This window comes from Methanospirillum stamsii (assembly GCF_003173335.1).
In the GTDB taxonomy this organism is placed as follows: Archaea; Halobacteriota; Methanomicrobia; order Methanomicrobiales; family Methanospirillaceae; genus Methanospirillum; species Methanospirillum stamsii.
This window is the reverse complement of sequence record NZ_QGMZ01000038.1, coordinates 53294-74776: the sequence shown is the minus strand read 5'-3', so window position 1 is coordinate 74776 and position 21483 is coordinate 53294. Positions and strand designations below refer to the sequence as shown.

The 21483-nt window shown below is 44.1% G+C and carries 14 protein-coding genes and 1 tRNA gene; 6 read left to right on the top strand and 9 right to left on the bottom strand.

Annotated features, from left to right (window positions below):
- Positions 1–227 precede the first annotated feature (227 nt).
- The gene (locus DLD82_RS14520) at positions 228–1667 is read left to right on the top strand and encodes a hypothetical protein (RefSeq protein WP_109941842.1); all 1440 of its coding nucleotides are present in this window, start codon (positions 228–230) and stop codon (positions 1665–1667) included.
- A gap of 61 nt (positions 1668–1728) precedes the next feature.
- On the opposite strand, the gene DLD82_RS14515 is transcribed toward DLD82_RS14520, so the two are convergent.
- The gene (locus tag DLD82_RS14515; protein ID WP_146199821.1) at positions 1729–2064 is read right to left on the bottom strand and encodes a hypothetical protein; all 336 of its coding nucleotides are present in this window, start codon (positions 2062–2064) and stop codon (positions 1729–1731) included.
- 72 nt (positions 2065–2136) lie between these two features.
- On the opposite strand from DLD82_RS14515, the gene DLD82_RS14510 reads away from it, so the two are divergent.
- Positions 2137–2403, top strand: a complete 267-nt coding sequence (locus DLD82_RS14510) for a hypothetical protein (protein ID WP_109941840.1) — start codon at positions 2137–2139, stop codon at positions 2401–2403.
- 578 nt (positions 2404–2981) lie between these two features.
- Here DLD82_RS14510 and DLD82_RS14505 read toward each other — a convergent pair.
- Both DLD82_RS14505 and DLD82_RS18705 read right to left on the bottom strand, forming a co-directional pair.
- A complete protein-coding gene (locus DLD82_RS14505; RefSeq protein WP_109941839.1) occupies positions 2982–3224 on the bottom strand; it encodes an MTH865 family protein in 243 nt (80 codons plus the stop codon).
- A gap of 3 nt (positions 3225–3227) precedes the next feature.
- The gene (locus DLD82_RS18705) at positions 3228–3392 is read right to left on the bottom strand and encodes a hypothetical protein (RefSeq protein ID WP_181391458.1); all 165 of its coding nucleotides are present in this window, start codon (positions 3390–3392) and stop codon (positions 3228–3230) included.
- Between the two features lie 137 nt (positions 3393–3529).
- Between DLD82_RS18705 and DLD82_RS14500 the strand changes: the two genes are divergently transcribed.
- Together DLD82_RS14500 and DLD82_RS14490 are read left to right on the top strand one after the other, a co-directional pair.
- Positions 3530–4288, top strand: a complete 759-nt coding sequence (locus tag DLD82_RS14500) for a winged helix-turn-helix domain-containing protein (RefSeq protein ID WP_109941838.1) — start codon at positions 3530–3532, stop codon at positions 4286–4288.
- 1137 nt (positions 4289–5425) lie between these two features.
- The gene (locus DLD82_RS14490) at positions 5426–7114 is read left to right on the top strand and encodes a TIGR03768 family metallophosphoesterase (RefSeq protein ID WP_245920462.1); all 1689 of its coding nucleotides are present in this window, start codon (positions 5426–5428) and stop codon (positions 7112–7114) included.
- 200 nt (positions 7115–7314) lie between these two features.
- Here DLD82_RS14490 and DLD82_RS14485 read toward each other — a convergent pair.
- Positions 7315–7397 (bottom strand) — tRNA-Leu (locus DLD82_RS14485).
- Between the two features lie 237 nt (positions 7398–7634).
- Between DLD82_RS14485 and DLD82_RS14480 the strand changes: the two genes are divergently transcribed.
- Positions 7635–10145, top strand: coding sequence for an ABC transporter substrate binding protein (locus DLD82_RS14480; RefSeq protein WP_109941836.1), 2511 nt, complete (start codon positions 7635–7637; stop codon positions 10143–10145).
- Positions 10146–10151: 6 nt separating this feature from the next.
- Here DLD82_RS14480 and DLD82_RS14475 read toward each other — a convergent pair whose 3' ends face one another.
- From DLD82_RS14475 to DLD82_RS14455, 5 genes are all read right to left on the bottom strand, one after another.
- On the bottom strand, positions 10152–14012 hold the full coding sequence (locus DLD82_RS14475; protein WP_109941835.1) for a DNA-directed DNA polymerase II large subunit: 3861 nt from the start codon (positions 14010–14012) through the stop codon (positions 10152–10154).
- Between the two features lie 46 nt (positions 14013–14058).
- A complete protein-coding gene (locus DLD82_RS14470; RefSeq protein ID WP_109941834.1) occupies positions 14059–14943 on the bottom strand; it encodes a tetratricopeptide repeat protein in 885 nt (294 codons plus the stop codon).
- A 65-nt stretch (positions 14944–15008) separates the two neighbouring features.
- The gene (locus DLD82_RS14465) at positions 15009–16175 is read right to left on the bottom strand and encodes an aconitase X (protein WP_109941833.1); all 1167 of its coding nucleotides are present in this window, start codon (positions 16173–16175) and stop codon (positions 15009–15011) included.
- Positions 16175–17419, bottom strand: coding sequence for a UbiD family decarboxylase (locus DLD82_RS14460; protein ID WP_109941849.1), 1245 nt, complete (start codon positions 17417–17419; stop codon positions 16175–16177). Before DLD82_RS14460 ends, DLD82_RS14465 begins: the two co-directional genes overlap by 1 nt.
- A complete protein-coding gene (locus DLD82_RS14455) occupies positions 17416–17967 on the bottom strand; it encodes a UbiX family flavin prenyltransferase (protein ID WP_109941832.1) in 552 nt (183 codons plus the stop codon). Before DLD82_RS14455 ends, DLD82_RS14460 begins: the two co-directional genes overlap by 4 nt.
- 372 nt (positions 17968–18339) lie before the next feature.
- Here DLD82_RS14455 and DLD82_RS14450 point away from each other — a divergent pair, with 372 nt between their 5' ends.
- Positions 18340–21477, top strand: a complete 3138-nt coding sequence (locus DLD82_RS14450; RefSeq protein WP_109941831.1) for a PKD domain-containing protein — start codon at positions 18340–18342, stop codon at positions 21475–21477.
- Positions 21478–21483 lie beyond the last annotated feature (6 nt).

Genomic DNA, 21483 nt, shown 5'->3' with positions numbered 1-21483 from the left:
CCGCCCTAACTGGGGAATTTGATCCCGCCGAGATTGGGGAAAACTAAGCCGCCATTGACAATTGCATTGAATTAAAAATCGAAGACTTTCAATTATTCATTAAATTTTTTGTAAATACAGACTCTTTTGATGATAACCATACACAAACTATGAACCGATTAAACCACTTTCGCTCTGCTATACCATTTTGTACAAATTATCACTCTAAAGGATCATGGATATCCTCTTTGAATTATTTTATCAGTTATGATGAAACTGAAAAAAATATTCCAGCAACGAATTTTCCGTACCCTTCTGATAAAGAATTCAATGTTATTTGGACCCAGATTGTAGAAGGAGAATTCTATCCTGATACTTATTTCGAATATATTAAGAGTTGGTCTACTTTAAGGAGAACTATTATTCAATTCAATAATGAAATTTCAAACATACTGATTCGTAAATTTCAATTTAATCAAGATTTAGTACCCGATTCAATAAAAGAATTATTAGAAAATCTATTAACTCAATTAAAAAATACTCCTTTAATAGATATTGATAGATGGGAGAGGATTGGTATAAATTTCTCTGACCGAATTAAAGAGAAATTACAAAACAATGAGAAAATGAATTCATACATCTCTTCATATAGAAATTTCCTTTTTCAATATTATGGGATTAATTCTAAACAAAATATAAGATTAGGATTCCATAATTTTCAAGATGCTGAAGCAAATTTATTTCAAATGCACAATTTTTTTGAACTTGTTTATTCAGAAAAACCTGACTATTTCAATGATTATTTAATTGTACAAGATGAAATCCAAAGTTTTCACAATTTCCGACTCTTATTAGGGTATCAAATAAATAACCACGGGCAAAAAAAGAGTGTTTTAAAATATTTAGAGCAAAAAGAGAAAGCAGAAAGAAAAGAAATAATCCAAGAAATTAAAGGCCTACTTAAATCGGTCAATGAAAGCGGAATCCAGGTTTTTTATCCTAAAGACCTGATAATTGAATTTCCTTTTAAAAGCATTATTATTGCATATTCTGTCAATGATCCTTGTCATACGGAGTTAGAGTTATTAGAAATTTTCAAAAAAATGTCAGACTACTCTAAAATTCAATATGTATATTTGATTCCTCTTTATCACAAGGGTATATTTACAGAGTTTGGATTTAAAGTCTATATCGCCAATGTTCCTAAAATTTTACCATTATTAATTGAAAATAATCGTGAATTTTGGAAATATATGCTATCATTTAAGATTACAAACTATTATAAAAAATTCGTAACCATAAACAATGAATATACAATACCAGAATATGAAATTTATTCACAATTATTTCAATTTTGCAATGAGTTCCAAATATTTAGCGAAATAAATAAGATAATTCTTTTAAAACCTGATGAAACGGATGAAAATTTAGTCAAATTGGAAAATCGATTTAATATAATGAAGATTAAAGCTAGGGAAAAAATAATTCAATTGATACAAAAGAATATTGATTTATTGAAAGAATATCAATTAAAGTATCCAAATAATGGATACTCTAACGAATTGATAACATTTTATCAATTAAATCTGGAAAAAATTAAAAGTAATCAAATGATCGATGATTTTGAGAATATTGATTACATAAGATTATTTAGTTATGTTGATTCTATGCCTATTAACATTGAATGATGGACACTTATTCAAAAAATAAATGTTAATTTTATTTTTATCTTCAATAATGGAACTTCTCTCACCACCTAAAAACCGCTGCCTTCCGGTGCTCCCCGCTGATCACCTTCCTCACCCGTTCTACCGGGGTCACATACTCACTTCCCTGAATCCTTATCCAAATCCCCTTCCCGGTCTCTGACAACCTCATCTTCCCTGCCGGTCCATGCAGACCCTTCACCCGGACCGGCCCGAGACCCATCAGAACGTACTGCACCTTCGGAACCGGGACCTCGAACCTCCCAGTCCCGTCGATGAATATCACCAGGTGACCATCCCTGACGATCATCCTCCCGCAGTACTCGTACTGATTCCACGGAATCTCCCGGACGATGAAAGGAGAGGGATTATCCCCCATAGCCGGGGACCTCCTTCCGTCTTTTCAGGATAAACTCCCGGTTCTCCCGGTAGACTCCGCCTGGCTGCTCCGGTGACTCATCACCCGGTTTGTTGCCTTTGCCCGGATTCGCTTCCTTCAGCCATAGAACCCTCTATCACGCTTCCGGCACAGCAGGCAGGATTCCGGGCACAGGGACCGGTACGCCGGACACATTCCCCGAACTTCCGGACCGTAATAAGTCAGGGGCCCGGACTATCGAGGGATAGAGATGTCCCTTCAACACCCCCTCTAACGGTATCACCCACCCAACCCACCGGGCGAAGCCCGTTTGATTCTCTATCCGGAAATGGCAGGTAATAACTTGGCTCATCGCGGATCAGCTCCCGGACCGATGCCTATCTCCCGTAAACCGCGTCTCGCAGACCTGTATCCTGTTCTCCGGGTTTGAATATGAGGCAAGCCTCAGTATCACAGACCTAGGCCTTCTGGTCGGATACGTGATCTTCGTCATCCTGGTGATATCCACTATCCCGTGCCGGAAATTCTGTTCAGCCTTCTGCCGGAGAGAATACCGATCACCATCTTCATGAAGAACATGATCATAGATTTTCTACCCTGCCCTGGACACATAATTTCCCCATCCGCCTCTCCTGTCTGCAGGCTAATATGAACTTCAACTAAGTAATAAGAGCAAAAGGACTTGCATATAGCAATGAATTTCCCGTACAACAGGTCATCATCCATGTTATGGGGAAATGAATCTCGATAACAAAAGGAAAGAACTGGATAAAGGAAAAACCATCAACTCAGCTCACATTCATCAGGATTGGGAAAACAATCCAAAAAGGTGAAATACTAGATTGGAGTCATATCGGGTAAAACCAGTATGAATCCCGGATAATCGAACGAAAAAATAAGAAAGAAATTGGGAAATTCTACAGGCCGGCACGATCCACAATTATGTCTGCGACCTGTTTTGCACTCTGAAACGGAAAATCAACTGATTTCAGAAGTTTTCCGGCCTCTCCGGCAGTCATTTTCAGATCCCCTGCCTGGCAGGTGGTATCTGCACCGGCAGGAAAAGCATTAATTAATTGTTCCGGTGTGTCAATGGGGAAAGTTACTCCGGCCAGGGCTCCGGTTATCTGGGCATGGATTTGTTCTTTTACTGATGACATGGATCATTCACTCTCCTTGATCATTGAAGTAATATCTCCAACGGCTTTTGCAATCGAACAATCGTTACTATGAGTACTGCATCCAAAGCAGGCATTCTTCAGATGAGAAATTGATTCCTCAGCTTTTTCTTTAGTTACTTGAGTTCCGGTACATTTCCATGTGGGCATTCATCTCACCTATAGGATCATCATCGGTTGAATAAATATACTTGAGCGTCATTACAATAACCTTTTTGTAAGCAGGTGCATTCCTCTAACTCAAAGAGTTATATTATCATCCACTCAATACCTGTTCAGTATTTTTCATGGAAAAAACTGCAGATAAATCCCCTACCCTTGATTCTCTCATGGATGAAATGCAACAGATGCGAGGTGAATTACATCGGTTTATTGAACGGACAAACCAGGTTCACATCCAGTCAATAGTATCCGGGCTGAAAAATGAATACGCAGCCCTCATTTCAAAAAACCATATTGAACAGGCTCATGATTGTCTCTCATCCCGGATGATTCATGACTGTGTCATGCATGATACCTGTTTCAAGATCTTCCTTGATTTCCTCACTGCCACATCAAATCATATCAAAGAAGGAAAAATAACTGACGAGATCGTAGAGGACTATAAAACTCAATTGAAAGAGATGAGAAAGAAGGGCCCATACGAAAAATGTGACACCTGTTTCCAGGAAGTCAATCGACTGTTTGAAAAGCAGATTGACCTGATGCAATCTCTTGGGATCCTGCATGGACAGGATTGTCCGGTTCCGGTCACTGATTACCCGGATGAAAAGATAGTGTCAGAGATTGTAGAACCAATTGCAAGTCCTATCCGGTTTCAGATTCTTCAGGCAGTATCCTCTGAAACCAGAACATTCTCTGATCTCTCGCACCTGACAAAACTTCGCGGAGGAAATCTCCTGTTTCATATCAAAAAGTTGCAGGAAGCGGGAATGATCATCCAACGACATGAGCGTGGGGATTATATTATCACGGAAAAGGGTTTCAGAGTACTATCATCAATCAGAGAAATATATCGTAAATTGAGCAAAACCCTCCTTTCATGATACTAGTCTGTTCCAGGATAATAGCAACCGGACTTTGGTATGCCCTCATGATTTCATTCATAATCTGATGACAATTGTAAATGCAGATCCCCTTTTACCGTAAAGATATCAAAACCAGAATTAAATCCATTTTATCGATATTTAGGAATTATTCCCCGGACCTTTATACTCAGGGAGTAGAATGGAACCTGAATTGAATAAGATGAGCCTTATTTTTAATTCAACCTTCAATTTGCCGGAATTTATCTCCTTAATTCAGGCTCGGATAAACCGGCAGAAAATTGAACCCAAAACGCAAAATTACTTGCAAATGTGTGACATATAGAAGGCCGCTATGGTGCCAGGAGATTCTTCCCTATTCATATGGTGGGTGAGACGGTGATCGAGGCTTTCCGAACCGATAAGAAAACAAGATTTAGCCTCCTTTTTTGGGTCAGAAATACATTCATTTTCCAGAATAGAATGAAATAAATCTAGATTATCAGATTTTTACCAGGATAAGAAAATATTCATGTGGGGAAAGGAAACTTTGGCCAAAGGTTCAAAGCGATCGTTATGTGGGTATTTAAACAAAATAAAGACACATTAGCGAGATGATCGACATCGCTTGTTTCGCATGATAATGCCACCACACACCCACATAAACTGATCGCAAAGCCCCTGGTATGCGGAACCAATTAAGTCTCAACCCTTCATTATTTTCGTATGAATTGAAAAATTATCATCGAAGAAGAGACCGAAGATGGCGTTTTATTGTCAGTTGCCCGGGCCTTCCCGGTGGTCATTCCGAGGATGAGACCGTAGAGGAAAACCTCGTCAATATCAGGGATGCCTCGCTGTTCTCAATAAACGGGCAGAACAGAGTCAGAGTGCCCGGGTCATGGAGATCACCGTATAAATGGGCAAGCTTCAGATCATCTCCGGTTTAGCTGCAGTCAAGGCAGACCGGGAGCCATGTGATCAGAAACATGGCATAGATGGTACCTTATTGGTCATCCTTCATGACTGATGGAACTGGGTTCCTTGTGAAATCTCATATCAATTAACGATTTACACCGGTCTTCCTTCCTGACCGTGATATCGAATAAATTACAAAGGAAAACATAGATGTAAGTAATGAATGTGCCTTATAGATTTGTGAAACCTGGATTTACAATTGGAATACTCATTGCAGTATTACTAATAACTGTGGCAGTGGGAGCCTATCCAATAGATTCCAAGGTAGTAACTACCCTTGACCGTACTGTTCTTCCTGTTGCCGTGCCTTCAACATCACCTGCTATTCTTCCGTATGAGGTTTCTCTCTATTCAAATAATGGATATGGGAACTGGGAGTATGGTGATGGACTCGGGTATGAAAAAAGGCTTGACCTTTTATCACCGTTATATAACAACACTACGGGCACTAATTCTGGAAAACTTCTGCGTTTCTTTGACATGACGGACATTCATATAATAGACGAAGAAACCCCGGCCCAGGCGATTTATTATGGCTATATGGGTGGTGAGTCTTCAGGGTATTCACCGGTGATGCTCTCTACTACTCAGGTTCTCGATGCTGCCGTTCAGACGATAAACGCTCTTCACAAGGAAGAACCCTTTGATTTCGGGATCAGTCTCGGTGATGCAGCAAACAATGAGCAATATAATGAAATCCGGTGGTATATCGATGTTCTCGACGGGAAGACGATCAACCCTGATTCCGGAGTGAAGGATGATCCGGTTCCCGGCCCTCTCAATGATTATCAGGATGAATACAAAGCAGCAGGGCTGAATACATCAATTCCATGGTATCAGGTTCTGGGAAATCACGATCATAACTGGATAGGGACGAATCCGCCTGATGATTACCTGAAAACGAACTATACCGGGGAATATATCCTCAACATGGGAAATATTTTCACCGATCCCAGCGGTATTAAGAGCCGTGGGCTTTATATGGGGTCTATCGATGGACGGACGGTATATGGAGAAATCATCGGCGTAGGAAATGTTTCCGACTTCAGAACACCTCCGAAAGTGCTGGCTGCAGATCCGGACCGGCGGGTTCTCTCGGTATCTGAATGGATGGGTGAATTTTTCAATACTACTTCTCATCCGATGGGCCACGGATTTAACCGGTCTGATGCTGAAGCTGGAATCGCTTACTATTCCTTCGAACCGACGCCTGATATGCCGATCAAAGTCATTGTTCTCGACGACACACAGCCTGCAACCGATGCTGATGCTGGGGGATACGGGCATGGTTCCCTTGATCAAAAGCAGTTTGACTGGCTGGTCAGTGAATTAGATCAGGGTCAGGCAGATGGAAAACTCATGATCATTGCTGCACACATACCGGTCGGAGTGGAGGGCAGTGGTTCGTCGCTTGATGAATATATGGCATGGAGCTCGGTAGCTGAGATATCTGAGCAGCAGCTCCTTGACAAACTCCATGAATACCCGAATCTTATCCTGTGGATAGCAGGGCATCGCCATTTCAATACCATCACTCCCCAGGTATCACCAGATCCCGATCACCCGGAACTTGGTTTCTGGGAGGTGGAGACCTCATCATTGCGAGACTTCCCTCAGCAGTTCCGGACATTTGACATTGTCAGAAACAGCGACAATACGATCTCGATATTTACCACCAACGTTGATCCTGCAGTGAAAGAGGGAACGATTGCAGCACAATCACGCTCGTACGGAGTTGCAGCGATGGAGATATTCAATAGTACGCTCCCGTACTTGCCGAGTGGTTCATATAATGCAGAACTGGTCAAACCATTAAGTCTTGAAATGCAGGAGAAAATCCAGAATTACGGCACCCCGGTGATTCCCTAACTCCTTTTTTTTCGTCATTGAATCGAATTCTACCGGTTATTATGAATTTCTAGAATCAGAAGACTCTTCGTTGTTTCATGCAGGTTAGGTACCTACCGACTTCCATCCAGGAGATAAACCAGCATCTGTTGAGAAAACTCTAATTGAATCCTTCCCTGGATTATTAAAAAGTTGACGACGAACCGAATTTACTATTTATATGCGGGGAAAGGGAGTCGAACCCTTGAACTCCTACGAGAAACGCTCTTGAGGCGTTCGCCTTTGACCACTTGGCTATCCCCGCACACAAAGAAGAAGAGAAGGTATGGAAGAAAATCCACACCAAGCTGACATATACAGTTTTGATTGGATCCTATTTCTAGGTTCCTCAATAGCCCCAGACATCTCGCAGAAATCTTATTAAATGAGATAATACCGAAGCTTTCATCATTTAAACAGGCAACATCCGGATGCAGACATCAGTAAAATCTCTCTCCGGAACAAAAGTTACTTCTAACCAAGAAGTAATATTCCATTATATATGGGCAGATACGGGTCATTATACAATATTTCTCTCATATGCGTATTTTTCCTGGCCATTCTGTCCGGAAATATCATAACAGGTGCTGAACAAACCAACAAAACTCCGGTTATCTTATTTATTCACTCGTACCATCCCACATACCTCTGGAGCAGTGATATCACCAATGGATTCCTTGAAACCATGGGTGATCCCGGAACAAAAGGGAGAATAGCCATCGAATATCTGGACTGGAAATACTACCAGACAAATGAATCACTAGCCCTTCAGGAACGACTCCTTTTTTATAAATATGGCGATCAGCAGGTTCGTGTCATTGTTATTTCAGACGATGCAGCACTTGATTTTATTTTAAAAAGACGTGATTCTCTGTTCCCGGATGTTCCGATTATATTTACCGGGCTGAACGGATATGAAGAGCTCCATCCCTACACCTATAGAAATGTCACCGGAATTGTCACCTCAATAAACCCTGAGGCAACACTAAAGGCGATGATCTCCATGTTTCCGGAAACCCGGGATATTTGGATTGTAAATGAGGATACCGAGAGCGGGAGGGAAATCAGCCGGACAATTCACGAAGCAACAAAAAAAGTACCTTCAGATATCACCTACCACGATGTAGGAAACATTTCCACTGAAGAACTCTATGACCAGATGAAAAACCTGCCTCCTTATTCACTGATCCTTATCGGAAACTGGTCACGCGATGCTGAAGGAAAAGTTTCAGATATCAGCAGTTTTGCTGAAAAACTGGCAGAAGTCAGTCCAGTCCCGGTATTCAACCTCTATGATTTCAACAGTGGGAAAGGGACTATCGGCGGTAGTATTCTGTCAGCAAAGTATCAGGGAGTACTTGCTGCAAGAATGGTTCTGCAAATACTCAATGGAACTCCTGCAGATAATATCCCGGTAAATCTCAACGATTCGACGAGTTATGTCTTTGATGCACAAGTGTTGAAACGGTTTAATATTCCCGAGGAAAACCTTCCGCCGGATAGTACACTCATCAACAGGAAGCCGGATATCATTGAGATGTATTATCGGGAATTAGTATCCGCAGTAATCATCATCATCATTCTCAGCGGTTCTCTGGTGATGCTGTTATACCTGATGCACCAGCGAAGAAAGACCGAAAAACTCATGAATGTTTTTATTAACACACTTCCGGGCTATGTTTTCTTCAAAGACAAACAGGGAAAATACCAGATAGCAAACCAACAACTCCTTGACACGGCAGGAGTCCCTCTCCAGGACTTTATCGGGAAAACAGACCTGGATCTCTTTCCTCCTGAACTTGCACAAGAGTACATGAAAAATGATCAGGCTGTTATTAATTCAAATGAACCTCTCTTCATTGCTGAAGAGGAGGTTGAGGTAAGACCTGGTATCCGTGTCTCTCACTCAACCCGCAAGGTTGCTGTCACCGGAGAACATGGAGAAATTATTGGAGTTATCGGACTTTCAGTGGACATTTCAGAACAGAAAGCTGCAAAACAAGCGATAGAAGAGAGCAGACAGAAGTATTACAGCCTGTTTGAACTCGGCCAGGAAGCAATCTTTCTCATTGATGACGAGAGCAGGGAAATTCTTGAAGCAAATACTGCTGCTTCGGAAATCCACGGGTATACCCATGATGAACTACTCTCCATGAAATTTTCTGACTTTTGTATTGATTCTGCAAAAGAAGAGATTATCCGGAGAACATCAGGTGAATTATTCTCCATACCTGTCAGAAATCATGTGAAAAAAGATAAAAGTACTTTTCCGGTTGAGATTGTCGGAAGATACTTTATGTGGCATGACAGACAGGTGTTCGTTGCTGCGATACGGGATATAACCGAACGAATCCGGGACCAGAAAGCACTTCATAAAGCAACTGAGAAGATAAATCTCTTCAATTATATCACCCGGACCACCATGAACAACCAGCTTTTCATTCTCCGGGGATATCTGGACTTTGTTTCAGAGATTATCAGGGGCACAGAAGCAGATACCTTTTTGGAACGAAGTAAAAACGCAGTCAGATCTATTGACCGTCTGGTGCTCTTTATGAAGAATTACCAGGATCTCGGAATGAAACCGGCCATCTGGCAGAACGTGGAGGAGGCGTTCATTTATGCCATCTCTCACATCAGCATGAGCGGAATAACCCGGGAGATAATGGTAGACAATCTCTCTATCTATGCTGATCCATTTCTGGAAAAAGTATTCCAGCACCTGGTTGAAAACTCACAGGTTCATGGAGGTAATGTCACCACGGTCAGAATAAGAACTGAACATGATGGTGATGACCTGCTTCTTATCTATGAAGATAACGGGATCGGCATTTCACCTGAACATAAAGACGAGATCTTTTCATCAATGCTGGAAGGAAAAACCGGAATCGGTCTCATCCTGGTAAAAGAGATCCTGTCTATAACCGGAATTTCAATCACTGAAACCGGTGAATATGGGTCTGGTGCCAGATTTGTACTCAGGGTGCCAAAGGGCGGATTCCGGTTTGAATAAAAAACCTTACATGAAATCCGCAAGACCCATCTGTTCAACTTTTTCTTCACCAAACGTTGACTCAATATTCATGTCAATTACTTCTATCCGCTGACGGGTGTACTCGGAGATATGATACTCTTCACAGATCTGTTTTGACATCTGCAGGTATTTTTTTACCGATCCCTCGTGGACGGTTGGGATAATGTTCCCCCCACATTTGCATTTTCCGGCAAGAGGCATCCTTCGGTAACTGGTGTTACACTTTGTGCATCTGAATTTCTGCTTGGAAAATGCAGAGAGATTACCCTGCAAGTCCCGGATAAAATGCGTTTTCAGGACACGCTCAGCTACATCATGCTCATCAACCGCCCGGATCTTCTTTGCCAGGGAAAGTTCACAGTCCAGTTTATCAAGCATTGACTGAAGCTGAGTATACATCGTCTCAAGTGGTCCGGCTGAGATGTCTGATGTATCATGAGTGAAAAAGAATCCTTCTATCTGTGCTGAAGTTCCAAGACGGCGTTCCACCCGGTCGATAAGAGCCTCGACATCCTTTGCATTGCCATACCGGAGTGCAGTCTCATAGAGTTCCAGAGGATACGTTGCACACACATCCAGGTTATGGCTCTCTTTATCAATCTCATTCGGATCAATCCGGCTGGTCAGGACCAGTGGTGCATCCATGGAACCGCCCCTGGTCACCGGAAGAAAAGAACGAGAAAAGTTCAGCAGGCCGTCAAGAAGCAGCATGACACAGTCTTCATCACCATCACACTGTCCGGTGAAGATTCCGTTTGCCAGAACATTATGGTCCTGGTCAACCGTGAGACAGTATACCCGCTCGTCAGGGCAGGGAATATAATCAATGGAAATAATCCTATCACTGATTATCACTCCTCCTTCAAAAACCGGAACTGCGTCACCGACGGAGAGCTCAAGAGCTCTTATCTTACGAAGGTAGGTAATATCCCAGACCAGCATGGCATGGTCTGGTGTAACATCAAGCGTCTTTCCCCGTCCGGTTTCAAACCTGATAAGATTTGCAGGAGCCTTGTGTACTGATACCGATGTAACCTTCCGCAGATGCGGAATACCTCCGGTGTCAACACTTCTGACATGGGCAGGACGAACAGGGTCAGCATAAAATGTCCCGATAGAGTCCACTCCTGCCTGTGAAAGATCCAGGTGTTCCAGGACGAAACGCTTTATCGGAATTTCTTTTAGGATTCCGTCCTCGTATACCTCGATGAGAGTGTCACCGTGAAAACAGTTCCTTCGTTTTGCAGCATGAAAGAACGGATGGCCATATCCGACATTTGCCTTTGAAAATCCTACAATACGTGCCAGAACACCTGCACTGGTATGCGGAGCAAGACCGATAACCAGATGGCCAACAAGATCGGTTCTTTTTTCCAGGCGATAAAACGGAGGCTGACCATATACCTTTTCAAGAAGGTCATCCAGGTATTTCGTGCATGAAAAGAGGTAATCCGCACAACCCTCAGGAACCAGGATATCCTGGGGTGGAAGCTCCAGGATCTGGTCTGGATTTTCCAGGGGAACTCCATAAATATCCTTTTCATACCAAAGTTCCCTCAGCCGCTCAACACTAACCCCCACTTCCCGTGGTCTGAAATGAGTCAGAGGCATGTCAATGATATCAAACCGGATGGTGCCATCTTTAAAAACAAAGAGTTTATGGAGTGATCTGAGAACTCCTTTCTCAATCGGTTCAACCGGTTTATTTCTGGAAACAAGACCTTTTACTCCTTTTACGAGTTCGAGATCCCGTTCCCGGATACCAAGATCAGAAACCGCCTTCTGAAAGAGTTGTTTTATGTTTACGGTATATTCCCGTACTGAAACCGGTTCCATCCCACATTGTGGGCAGATAAGGCCCTGAACTTCAATATTACACCGGGGACAGGAAAGAACCGGAATTGTGTGAGTCCCGCAGATGCATACGTTTGTATACCCTTCTGTGCCGCATGAAGGACATCTTCTGACTCCCATCTCAAGTTGGAGGTACCCTCCGTCGGTATTTGCCTTGTACGTGGTTTTTCCAGCTTCCTGCACCGAGCGTCTTGAACCACCTGCTTCTCCGACCGGAAAGAGAAGATGAGGTGCCGGTTTCATTTCACGGGGCTTAGACTTTCCCGGTCTTCCCATCCGGCCCCCAATCCGGGTTCCTGCCTTTGATCTCATCTTCATACCGGAAAGAAAGATCGCCAGGTCAAGGGAGTTTTCAGGGAGTTCACCCTCCCAGACAGAAATTAAGGAAAGAGTGTCATCAAGACCAAGGCAGCGGATAAATATTCGAAAAGGCTTGATCCTAATCTTCTCATCCCTGACCTGGTGCTCACACAAAACCTGTTCAAGGAGTTCTTTAATCCGGGCATCATACGGGAGAATGAGCACTTCATCCTGAATGCTACCATTTTCATGGATAAAATCAGCCAGTTCTCTTACCTTCGTACATGAAAGGTCATCCCAGAGATACAGGAATTCAGGATGAAGATAGAGTCCTGCTTCACACTGGGCAATGGCCTCATTTTCATCAGCAGGGGAGGTTGTGCCGCCTTCAAGCCGCCACCATGACTGACAGTATGCAGAAGGAACAAGAACATGGTTATTCTCCATGAATTCTCCATAACTGATGAGAATCTCACCAACATCAATGATGTAACTCACTTGGGGGGATAATTCCCTGGCCTGTTTTGCATCACGAACCCTGACCACATCTCCATTGATGAGTCTGACCGTTGGTCCCTGGATACTGTCAACCGGTGAGATTCCTGCAGCTTTTCCCGGACGCTCAATCTTCATCTGGGTTCCGACAGCAAGAAAATCCCCGAGGATATGAAGAGTTGCAGGATGGAGACCAGCTGCTGCAAGACCGGTGTTTCGTGACCGCCCGTATACCAGCCTGAAACCCCCTTCCCTCATCGGGTATGAAAAGACCGGTCTTCCCCCGATGAGATCCCTGAGGAACTTATCCTTAGGATGAATTCCAACCTCTTTTTCTTCAGATGAAGAGCCTCCGGCGGTATGCTGGATCATCTCCTCGAGCCAGTCCCACCCGTCCATCTTCATCTTTTTGACATTTTTCAGCACTTTTGGAGCTTTCAGGGCTAGACCTTCGGCAATAACAAGGGCCATCCCACCCCGGACAGTATTGGTCTCAACCCGTTCGAGGTTCCGGTGTCCTGATACCTCTTCTTTTTCAGTGGGCTCACCATCAATGCAGACCGGACAGTTGCTAATAATAAGACGTATCTCGTATTCAGACGGGAGATACTGTAGACTCATGATGGAATTGTACTGCCTAATCTCCTCGAGATACCGTTCAATCTCTTCCTCTCTCGGCATATACCGGGAGAGGCCAAGGATTCTCCGGACATAATCACCGACAAGAACCGAGAGTGCCTGAGCCGTTCCTCCTGCACTCCGAATAGGACCGGCATAATAAATTGCAAGGTAATCAGTCCCATCGTCGTTTTTCTTTACAGCAACCTTGGCAATTCCTTCTATCGGAGCAGAAACGACACCTTCAGTGAGCAGTGCCATGGCTGTCCGGATAGCATGGTCCAGGATCTCCTCATTATTGGTTTCTCCATACTTTCGTTCGGCAAAATAGTCACCAATGTGCAGACTGGCTTCCTCTCTGGACATGACCGCCTCCAGTTCACGGATCATCTGGGCTACTCCCTTAATCCCCACCTGCGCCTCAACCCGGTCTGCTAGATCATTTGCGATGGGAATTTCCACGGTGGTTTCAGGATCTATTCCGGTTTTCCGGCATGCCTGTGCAGTCTCCATGACCTGTGCCAGACCGGAATTGAGCCGGTCATAATAACTCTGCATTCGGGGTGAAATATCAGCCATAATATTGATTATTCAGATTTACAACGATTAATATTCAAAAGGAAGATTACTGCATTACATTCCTACGGATTGCCTTATCCAGGTTAATCCTGATTTCAGAATTTTCCGGCTCCACATCCTGTGCCTTTTTCAGATAATATACCGCTTCTTCAGGTTTGTCAAGAGCCTGAAGTGAATATGAAAGTCCTAAAAGAAGCGGGATATCTTCCTGGAATGATGGATATGCTGTTTCCAGGGACTTTTCCGCAGAACGGTAATATAACTCTGCCTGAGAATTCATTCCCCTTTCAGCAAGTTCATCCGCCTTTTTTAGTTCCGCAAGCCCTTTAGCACGCCATCCTTCAGCAAAGCCAGGGAGTTTCTCGACTGCATTCCCGAAACTCTCGATAGCCTTCTGATATTCCTCTTCATTCATCCACCGGTTTCCTTCTTCAAACATACTCCTGGCATCCCTGGCTGTAAGACCGCCCATCCACGGCATTACAAAGAGCTGGACAAGAATGATGATGGCCATAAAAAGGGTGACATAAAAAAGGACAACCTGTAAAATCCGGGGAATGTTAGATTTTTTTACCTCGCTTTTCGTATATCCGGTCCCATACGGATCTTTTGGAGGACGATATGACTGATGGATGTGTGAATAATACCAGGTTCTGGGATCGCGATATCTCCTGTCGCCAGTGTAATATCTCCCATAATCTGACTCATCAGCCTCAAGGAGGGAGAGATCATATGCTTCCCTTTTTTTTGGATCTTTTAAAACCTGGTATGCTTCGTTTACTACCTTAAAAAGTTCTTCAGCTTCAGGGCTGCCACACACATCAGGGTGTAGAACCTTTGCCAGTTTTCGGTAAGATGCCGTGATATCTTCAGGAGATGCATCTCTTTTTACGTTCAGAACTTCGTAATATGACTCACCGGGTTCAGGCATCAGCTGCTTCTCAGTATCAGGATACTACTACGTTAAACTATCCTGTCAATAAAAAAGGAAGATGATCAGGGAGTACAGGCTGCATCAATACACGCTTTGGTAGTTCCGATTACCGCCCCGGCCCCGCACATCGTAGGAACATATGAAAGAGCCTTTCCACTATTTACCATAATTTTTCCATACCGTTCAAGAGCTGGCGATACCACCATACAGGTATCAGCATATACCCTGGCGCCGGATTGTTCAATTTTCCGAACGCTATCAGATTGTCTATTTATGACATCACGTGAAGAAAAGATGTATAATGGTCTTTTTACCATGCAACCCTCCAAAAGCCCGGCTATATAATCCAGTTCTTCAGGAGAGCAGTGCGGACAACCAATTGCTACAGCATCGGGGATTTCATTGATGAATAACTTTTCAACTTCTTTTGCCTCGATGACAAATTCTTCAAGTCCCGCAGATGCATAATTGAAGACCCTGGCCTCGGGAGTGATTCCCTGCACATGATAGAGAGCAACTGCTCCGGTAGCTGCCATCGCAGCCCCGAGGTTTTTAAGCTGGTCACGTCCTGGACGAATCCCAGAGAACAGGGGTATCCGGTTCCCTGATATCTTTCCCGCAAGAAATCCGAGAGCCCCGTACCATGATGCATCAGGATTATCCGGTTCATCAAGGACCCTGATATGGAGCTGCGGGTTTCGGTTTTCTACCAGGTGAAGACCATATTTTGGTGTTTTACCAATAATTGCAGCTGCAAGGGCTGAAGGTCCGCCCTCACGGTTTGTTCTAGCCCCGATGACCGAATTTGCATAACTTACTGCCGACGATTCAGACCAGGCGAGATGATCCCCATATTCGGTGATATACAGGTAATAAGGAGTGCAGGTACATTCAAGCCTGATGCCAAGTGCCTCATATGAACGAATAACTTCCAGTTGTTTTTTGGCAAACTCCGGCTCAATTTTCATCTCTTCCCATCGGATCCTATCCATTCCCACCGGATTTAACACCGCAGGGACACTCGCCCTTGCATGTAGTCCCCTAAGCCATTCAAGACCCCATTCTCCGATTGTCTTGTAAGAGGCACCTGAAACCTGTGCACTCCTGACAGGAACCATTTCATCTGCACCGAATACCTTCCCGACCCCGACAAGGATCTCCATGAGCTGCTGCCTTGTCTCTCCTTCTTCACCATTTAAAATGGCCTCTTCTTCAGGAGTCAGATACATTAACAGTCCTCCCAAACTGCACGGACAAATTCAGTCTCTTTTCCAAGTTCCATGGTTGCATCAATACCCATTTTCACATTGAGACCGTCCCCGATCCGGGAAGGATCAAGAGAAGAACCCCTGACTCCGGGAATAATCAGGGTATCCCGGTCAGCCCGGACCCTGGTTGCGATGGCAAATTCTACATCGGAAGGATTTGCCGGGTTAATATCAGTATCTACGATAACAACATGCTTTAGAGAAGTGTGTGCTGCAAATGCTGCCATGATAGCATTTTTTCCATCACCTTCAGTCCGTTTTTTTATCTGGACCACACCATGAAGGTATCCGCATCCACCTTTTGTCAGAACCACATCCGTAACTCCGGTCACTCCGGCAACAGAACGGTAAATAAGGGGCTCGTAGGGAGAACCCATGAGTACTTTGTGCTCATCTCCGGCATTCACAAGACCATGGTAGATAAAATCAGGTTTTGTATACATCCCGGTAAGTTCTATGACCGGCTGGATACGCTCCGGATCATAGGTCCGGGTGATGTCAACGTATGGACCTTCAACGGAGGTTTCAGTGCCGATATACCCTTCAAGGATAATCTCTGCCTCCGGAACCCGGACTCCGTTCGGAAGGGTATACACAGGAATCTCACCCCCGAGCAATTCTGCAGCGTACAAAAGTTCCATATTCTCCGGAACCCTGCTACAGCTTGCAAAGAGCACCAGCGGGTGCATACCGATAACAACGGCAACCGGAAGTCGCTCGCCATTTGCGAGTGCTCTTTTATGCAGGGTATGAGTATGTCGGCCTTCAACCAGTCGTGCAACAAGACGGTCTTTTCCGCATTTAAGCATCCGGTGAACAGATGCATTCTCAACTCCATCGTACCTGGAAAAGACAACTCCTGAATTGAGGTACCTCCCTGCTTCCCCCGGATAATTTTCCATGATGGGTATTTCATCAAGGTTTACCGGACGAAGAGGAAGTGTTCCGGCATCCTTTACTTTACCGTCATACCGGCATTTTGCAAGTGTTGGAACAAGTGAATCCGGAGTTACATCAAGAGCTACAGAAATCGCTTCCCTGCTTGCAACAAGATTCATAACCGCTTTCTTACCGTCAAGATTGTGAAAAAACACCAGTTTATCTGTGTTAAAGGCAATTTTTGGTGCTTCAAATCGTGATGAAACAGGTTCATGTATGTCAGTTACAAGACCCCTCGCTCTCATTTGTTCAATAAATGTTCTCATGTAAAACCACTCCATCTGCCGCCTATCGTGTGTTCAATATTCAGGTGATCAAGTATCCGGGCAACCACTGCGTCAACAAGTTCCGTGATATCATTCGGACGGTGATAAAATGGAGGACTTGCGGTCATGATCAGGGCACCGGCATCATGTGCCTTTAGCATATTTTCCATGTGAATCCGGGAAAGAGGATTTTCTCTCAAGAGAAGAATACACGGTCTTCGCTCTTTGAGAGTTACATCAGCAGCTCTTGTCAATAGATTTGGGGTAAATCCGTGGGATACTGATGACAGGGTTTTCATACTGCAGGGAGCAATGACCATACCATCATGACGAAAAGAACCGCTTGCTACAGGGGATGCGAGATTATCCGGCGAGTGAAGAATAAGATCCGGCTCATCAAATATTACTCCTTCATGCCGAGCAATATCCTGAGCAACAGGGGTAATGATGACATGGACTTCAGCTTTTCCTGATAGGTAAAATAAAAGCCGCTTTGCATACAGCATACCCGAGGCACCGGAAATCCCAACGACAATCTTTGGACTCATATATTACTCCTGAATGTTCCTCATTCTGCAGTTTTCACACAGGAGAGATTGAACATTCTCTCCACATACTCCTGCAGGTATCTTTCTCTACATCAATATGAGTATTTCATCTGCATGAGAAGGGGATAAGAGGGATCATTTTTCGCGCATAGAAGATAATTATGACAGGGCATAACAAATACAGCGCGCTAAGGATTTATCGGATCCAATATATTGAGGTAAACCATTAATATGAAAATTATGCCCTGTTTTCCGGTCAGGACGATATTCGAAGCCTTGATTGGAAATGATAGTATTTAATAGAGCTAAGCGTACAGATTAGCACATATATCATGTGAACGGTTCACCTGATTCTACCAGGAGGACCTGCGGATGGGAGGCGTAATGATGAAGATATGGAAATATGTGCCAATTATTCTGCTCATTCTTCTATGTGGTGCGGTCACTGCAGAGGAGATTGTGTTTACTCCGTCAGGGGTATCAGAAGAGGAAATTCAGGCGGGGGACATCACGTTCACCACCCCGCAAAGTACAGGCAGCGGTATTGAAATCCTGGCGGTTTCACAAAATCCGGATGAGTATACAGTTTCCAATGTGGTTACTGTTGATACCTCAATATTTGATTTCTCCTCAGAGTCATGTGGGGGATCTGAGAAGCAGATCACGTTCGGTAACCTCAATCATGTAAATCCACGGGTTTGTGATGGAAGAGTGGTTTTTGAGGAGTGGAGCGCCGGGGTTTCAGCTGTCGGACTTTATGACATTGAGTCTGCGAGTCTGTATCCGGTCTATCCAGGAAAACTTCAGCAGAGTAATCCTGACATTTCTGGAAGAATCGTGGTATATGAACAGGCCGGACCGACATCTAATCCTATTACCAATATTGCCGGATATGACCTGCAGACAGATACAGCTGCAACAATTTCATCTTCAACTTCAAACCAGAACCAGCCGGTAATTTCCGGACGGTATATTGCCTGGGTAGACTGGAGAAAAGGGAATGCTGATATTTATATGGCAGACCTGAATTCAGGTACCAGCGATTATGTAACCAAGGATCTCGCCGAACAGAAAAACCCGGACATATCAGGAAATTACATCATTTGGGAAGACTGGAGAAACGGCAATGCCGACATCTATCTGTATGATATCGTTGCAGAAAAGGAGTACCAGCTGACAAACGATCCGAATAACCAGAGAAATCCACGTATCAGTGGAAAGATAATCGTCTGGGAGGATGACCGTAACGGTATTTCTGATGTCTTCGCAATGACACTTGATACATTCCAGGAATATCAGATAACAGATGCAAAATTCAAGGCAGTAAATCCGGATGTCTCCGGTCCACTGGTTGTCTGGGAAGAATACCGGTACGGTAATGCCGACATCTTCCTCATCGACCTTATCACCGGAAAAATCTACCAGATTACCACAAACCAGGGAGATCAGAAGAACCCGTCAATTTACGGAAATTATCTTGTATGGCAGGATTATCGTACAGGAACTGCAAATATTTTCCTCTACACCTTCTCTTCCCAGAGTTCAGCAGGTAAATATCAGCTCTATGGATCTGCCCTGCTTGGTGGATCTGCAGCTCCGGTAGGAACAAAAATTACCGCATTAATTGATGGGATTGTCAGAGGAACATATACCGTCCAGCAATCAGGACAATATGGTTCTTCATATGGCCCATATCTTGAAATTCCGATTAGTTCAGCAGATGCAGGAAAAACAATTTCATTTAAACTGAATGAATACCAGGCTGACCAGGTGGTAACCGTTGGAACAGGAGGAGTTGCAAAACTTGACCTGAGTGCTCCCTATTCCACTCCAATTCAGACCTACACCCTCTCTGGAAATGTTCTGGTAAATAATCTGCAGGCTCCTGTCGGAACAATTATTTCGGCATCCATTGACTCGCAGGTAAGAGGACAGGTAACCGTAACCAGTACCGGTTCCTATTCAAATCTAAATATTCCGGTAAATCAGAATGATGTTGGAAAAACCATCATATTTACCATAAATTCTGGTGGCTCATACCTCCAGGCAGCACAGACAATCACCGTCGGTCAGCAGATAGGCGGATGGTTTGATCTGACCTTTGGAACAAACCCAGTTCAGACAACATACATCTTTAGTGGTACTGCATTACTTGACGGACAGTATGCAAGTGCTGGAACCGTAATTTCTGCACTCGTTGACAACCAGGTCAGGGGACAGGTCACCATAACAAGTGCCGGACAATACAGCAACCTGAATGTTCCCGTATACCAGAGCGACAATGGGAAATATCTCTCCTTTACTGCCCAGTGGAACGGAGCAACATATACTGCCGGACAGCAGGTGACACTTTCAACAAAGCAGGGAGATATCATCATCGCATCTGCAGATGTCTCCACAGAAAGTGCAGCAATTCAAAAGAAACTTGATCTTACCTTTACCGTTTCCGCCCAGACAAAATATTCATTCTGGGGCAGGGCCAGCCAGGACGGATCCCCGTTACCTGCAGGGACCACCATCTATGCTCTGATTGATAACCAGATCAGAGGACAGATATCCACCCTTTCTTCAGGTTCATATGGATCTGATTACGGACCGTACCTTGATGTTCCGGTAACCAATGCAGATATTGGAAAAACCATCAAATTCCAGACTGCTTCAGGAGCTGAGGGAGACCAGAGCCAGCTTGTTGTCAGCGGAATGAAGGTTCAGAAAAATATCAATTTCAATTCCAAATCATCAGGTTCAGCTGATTTCTCCGCAATCCCGACACAGGGAAATACTCCATTAACTGTCAAGTTCACAGATAAATCATCAGGTAATCCAAAGTCATGGTACTGGGACTTTGGTGATGGAACTACTTCCACTGAAAGAAGCCCGACACATGTCTATACAAAGAACGGTGTGTATTCAGTCGGCCTGATGACAACACTCTGGAACGGACAGACAAAGACATCAGTCAAGCAGAACATGATAACCGCAGGTATTGTAAGTCCGCCTGAAGCCCAGGTCAGTCTGAACCAGGGTTGGAACTTTATTTCTGTTCCAAAAATGCTTGTAGACGGCCAGAATACCGCAAAATCACTGTTCGGGCATGTGGATGTCGGAGGTCACAGCATTTTCACATATAATCCAAGAAGCAAGACCTGGAACACGGTGAGTGCAGGCACTGTTATCAATCCACTCGATGCAGTCTGGATTTATTCAACCAAGAAAGATGCAGTATACCTCTACTTTGCCCAGGATGCCTTACAGATTCCACCGACAAGAAAACTTGTAAAGGGATGGAACACTTTCGGAGTTACCAGCCTGAATACAGTTCCGGCAAATAACGCCCTGCTCTCAGTAAAAGACCAGTGGATTTACATTATTGGATTTGATTCTTCAATTCAGCGGTATCAGGGTACGATAATGAACGTACCGGAAAGCAATACAAACTCCCTGTATCCGGGGTACGGATATTGGATCTACATGAACGAGGATGGAGATCTCGCTGCAATTGGGATATAAACGGGA

Coding starts and splice junctions, on each gene's coding strand:
- DLD82_RS14515 (WP_146199821.1), bottom strand. CDS start 2,064: ATGGGGGATAATCCCTCTCCTTTCATCGTCCGGGAGATTCCGTGGAAT.
- DLD82_RS14480 (WP_109941836.1), top strand. CDS start 7,635: ATGGGCAGATACGGGTCATTATACAATATTTCTCTCATATGCGTATTT.
- DLD82_RS14455 (WP_109941832.1), bottom strand. CDS start 17,967: ATGAGTCCAAAGATTGTCGTTGGGATTTCCGGTGCCTCGGGTATGCTG.
- DLD82_RS14470 (WP_109941834.1), bottom strand. CDS start 14,943: ATGCCTGAACCCGGTGAGTCATATTACGAAGTTCTGAACGTAAAAAGA.
- DLD82_RS14505 (WP_109941839.1), bottom strand. CDS start 3,224: ATGTCATCAGTAAAAGAACAAATCCATGCCCAGATAACCGGAGCCCTG.
- DLD82_RS14475 (WP_109941835.1), bottom strand. CDS start 14,012: ATGGCTGATATTTCACCCCGAATGCAGAGTTATTATGACCGGCTCAAT.
- DLD82_RS14500 (WP_109941838.1), top strand. CDS start 3,530: ATGGAAAAAACTGCAGATAAATCCCCTACCCTTGATTCTCTCATGGAT.
- DLD82_RS14450 (WP_109941831.1), top strand. CDS start 18,340: ATGGGAGGCGTAATGATGAAGATATGGAAATATGTGCCAATTATTCTG.
- DLD82_RS14460 (WP_109941849.1), bottom strand. CDS start 17,419: ATGAGAACATTTATTGAACAAATGAGAGCGAGGGGTCTTGTAACTGAC.
- DLD82_RS14465 (WP_109941833.1), bottom strand. CDS start 16,175: ATGTATCTGACTCCTGAAGAAGAGGCCATTTTAAATGGTGAAGAAGGA.
- DLD82_RS18705 (WP_181391458.1), bottom strand. CDS start 3,392: ATGCCCACATGGAAATGTACCGGAACTCAAGTAACTAAAGAAAAAGCT.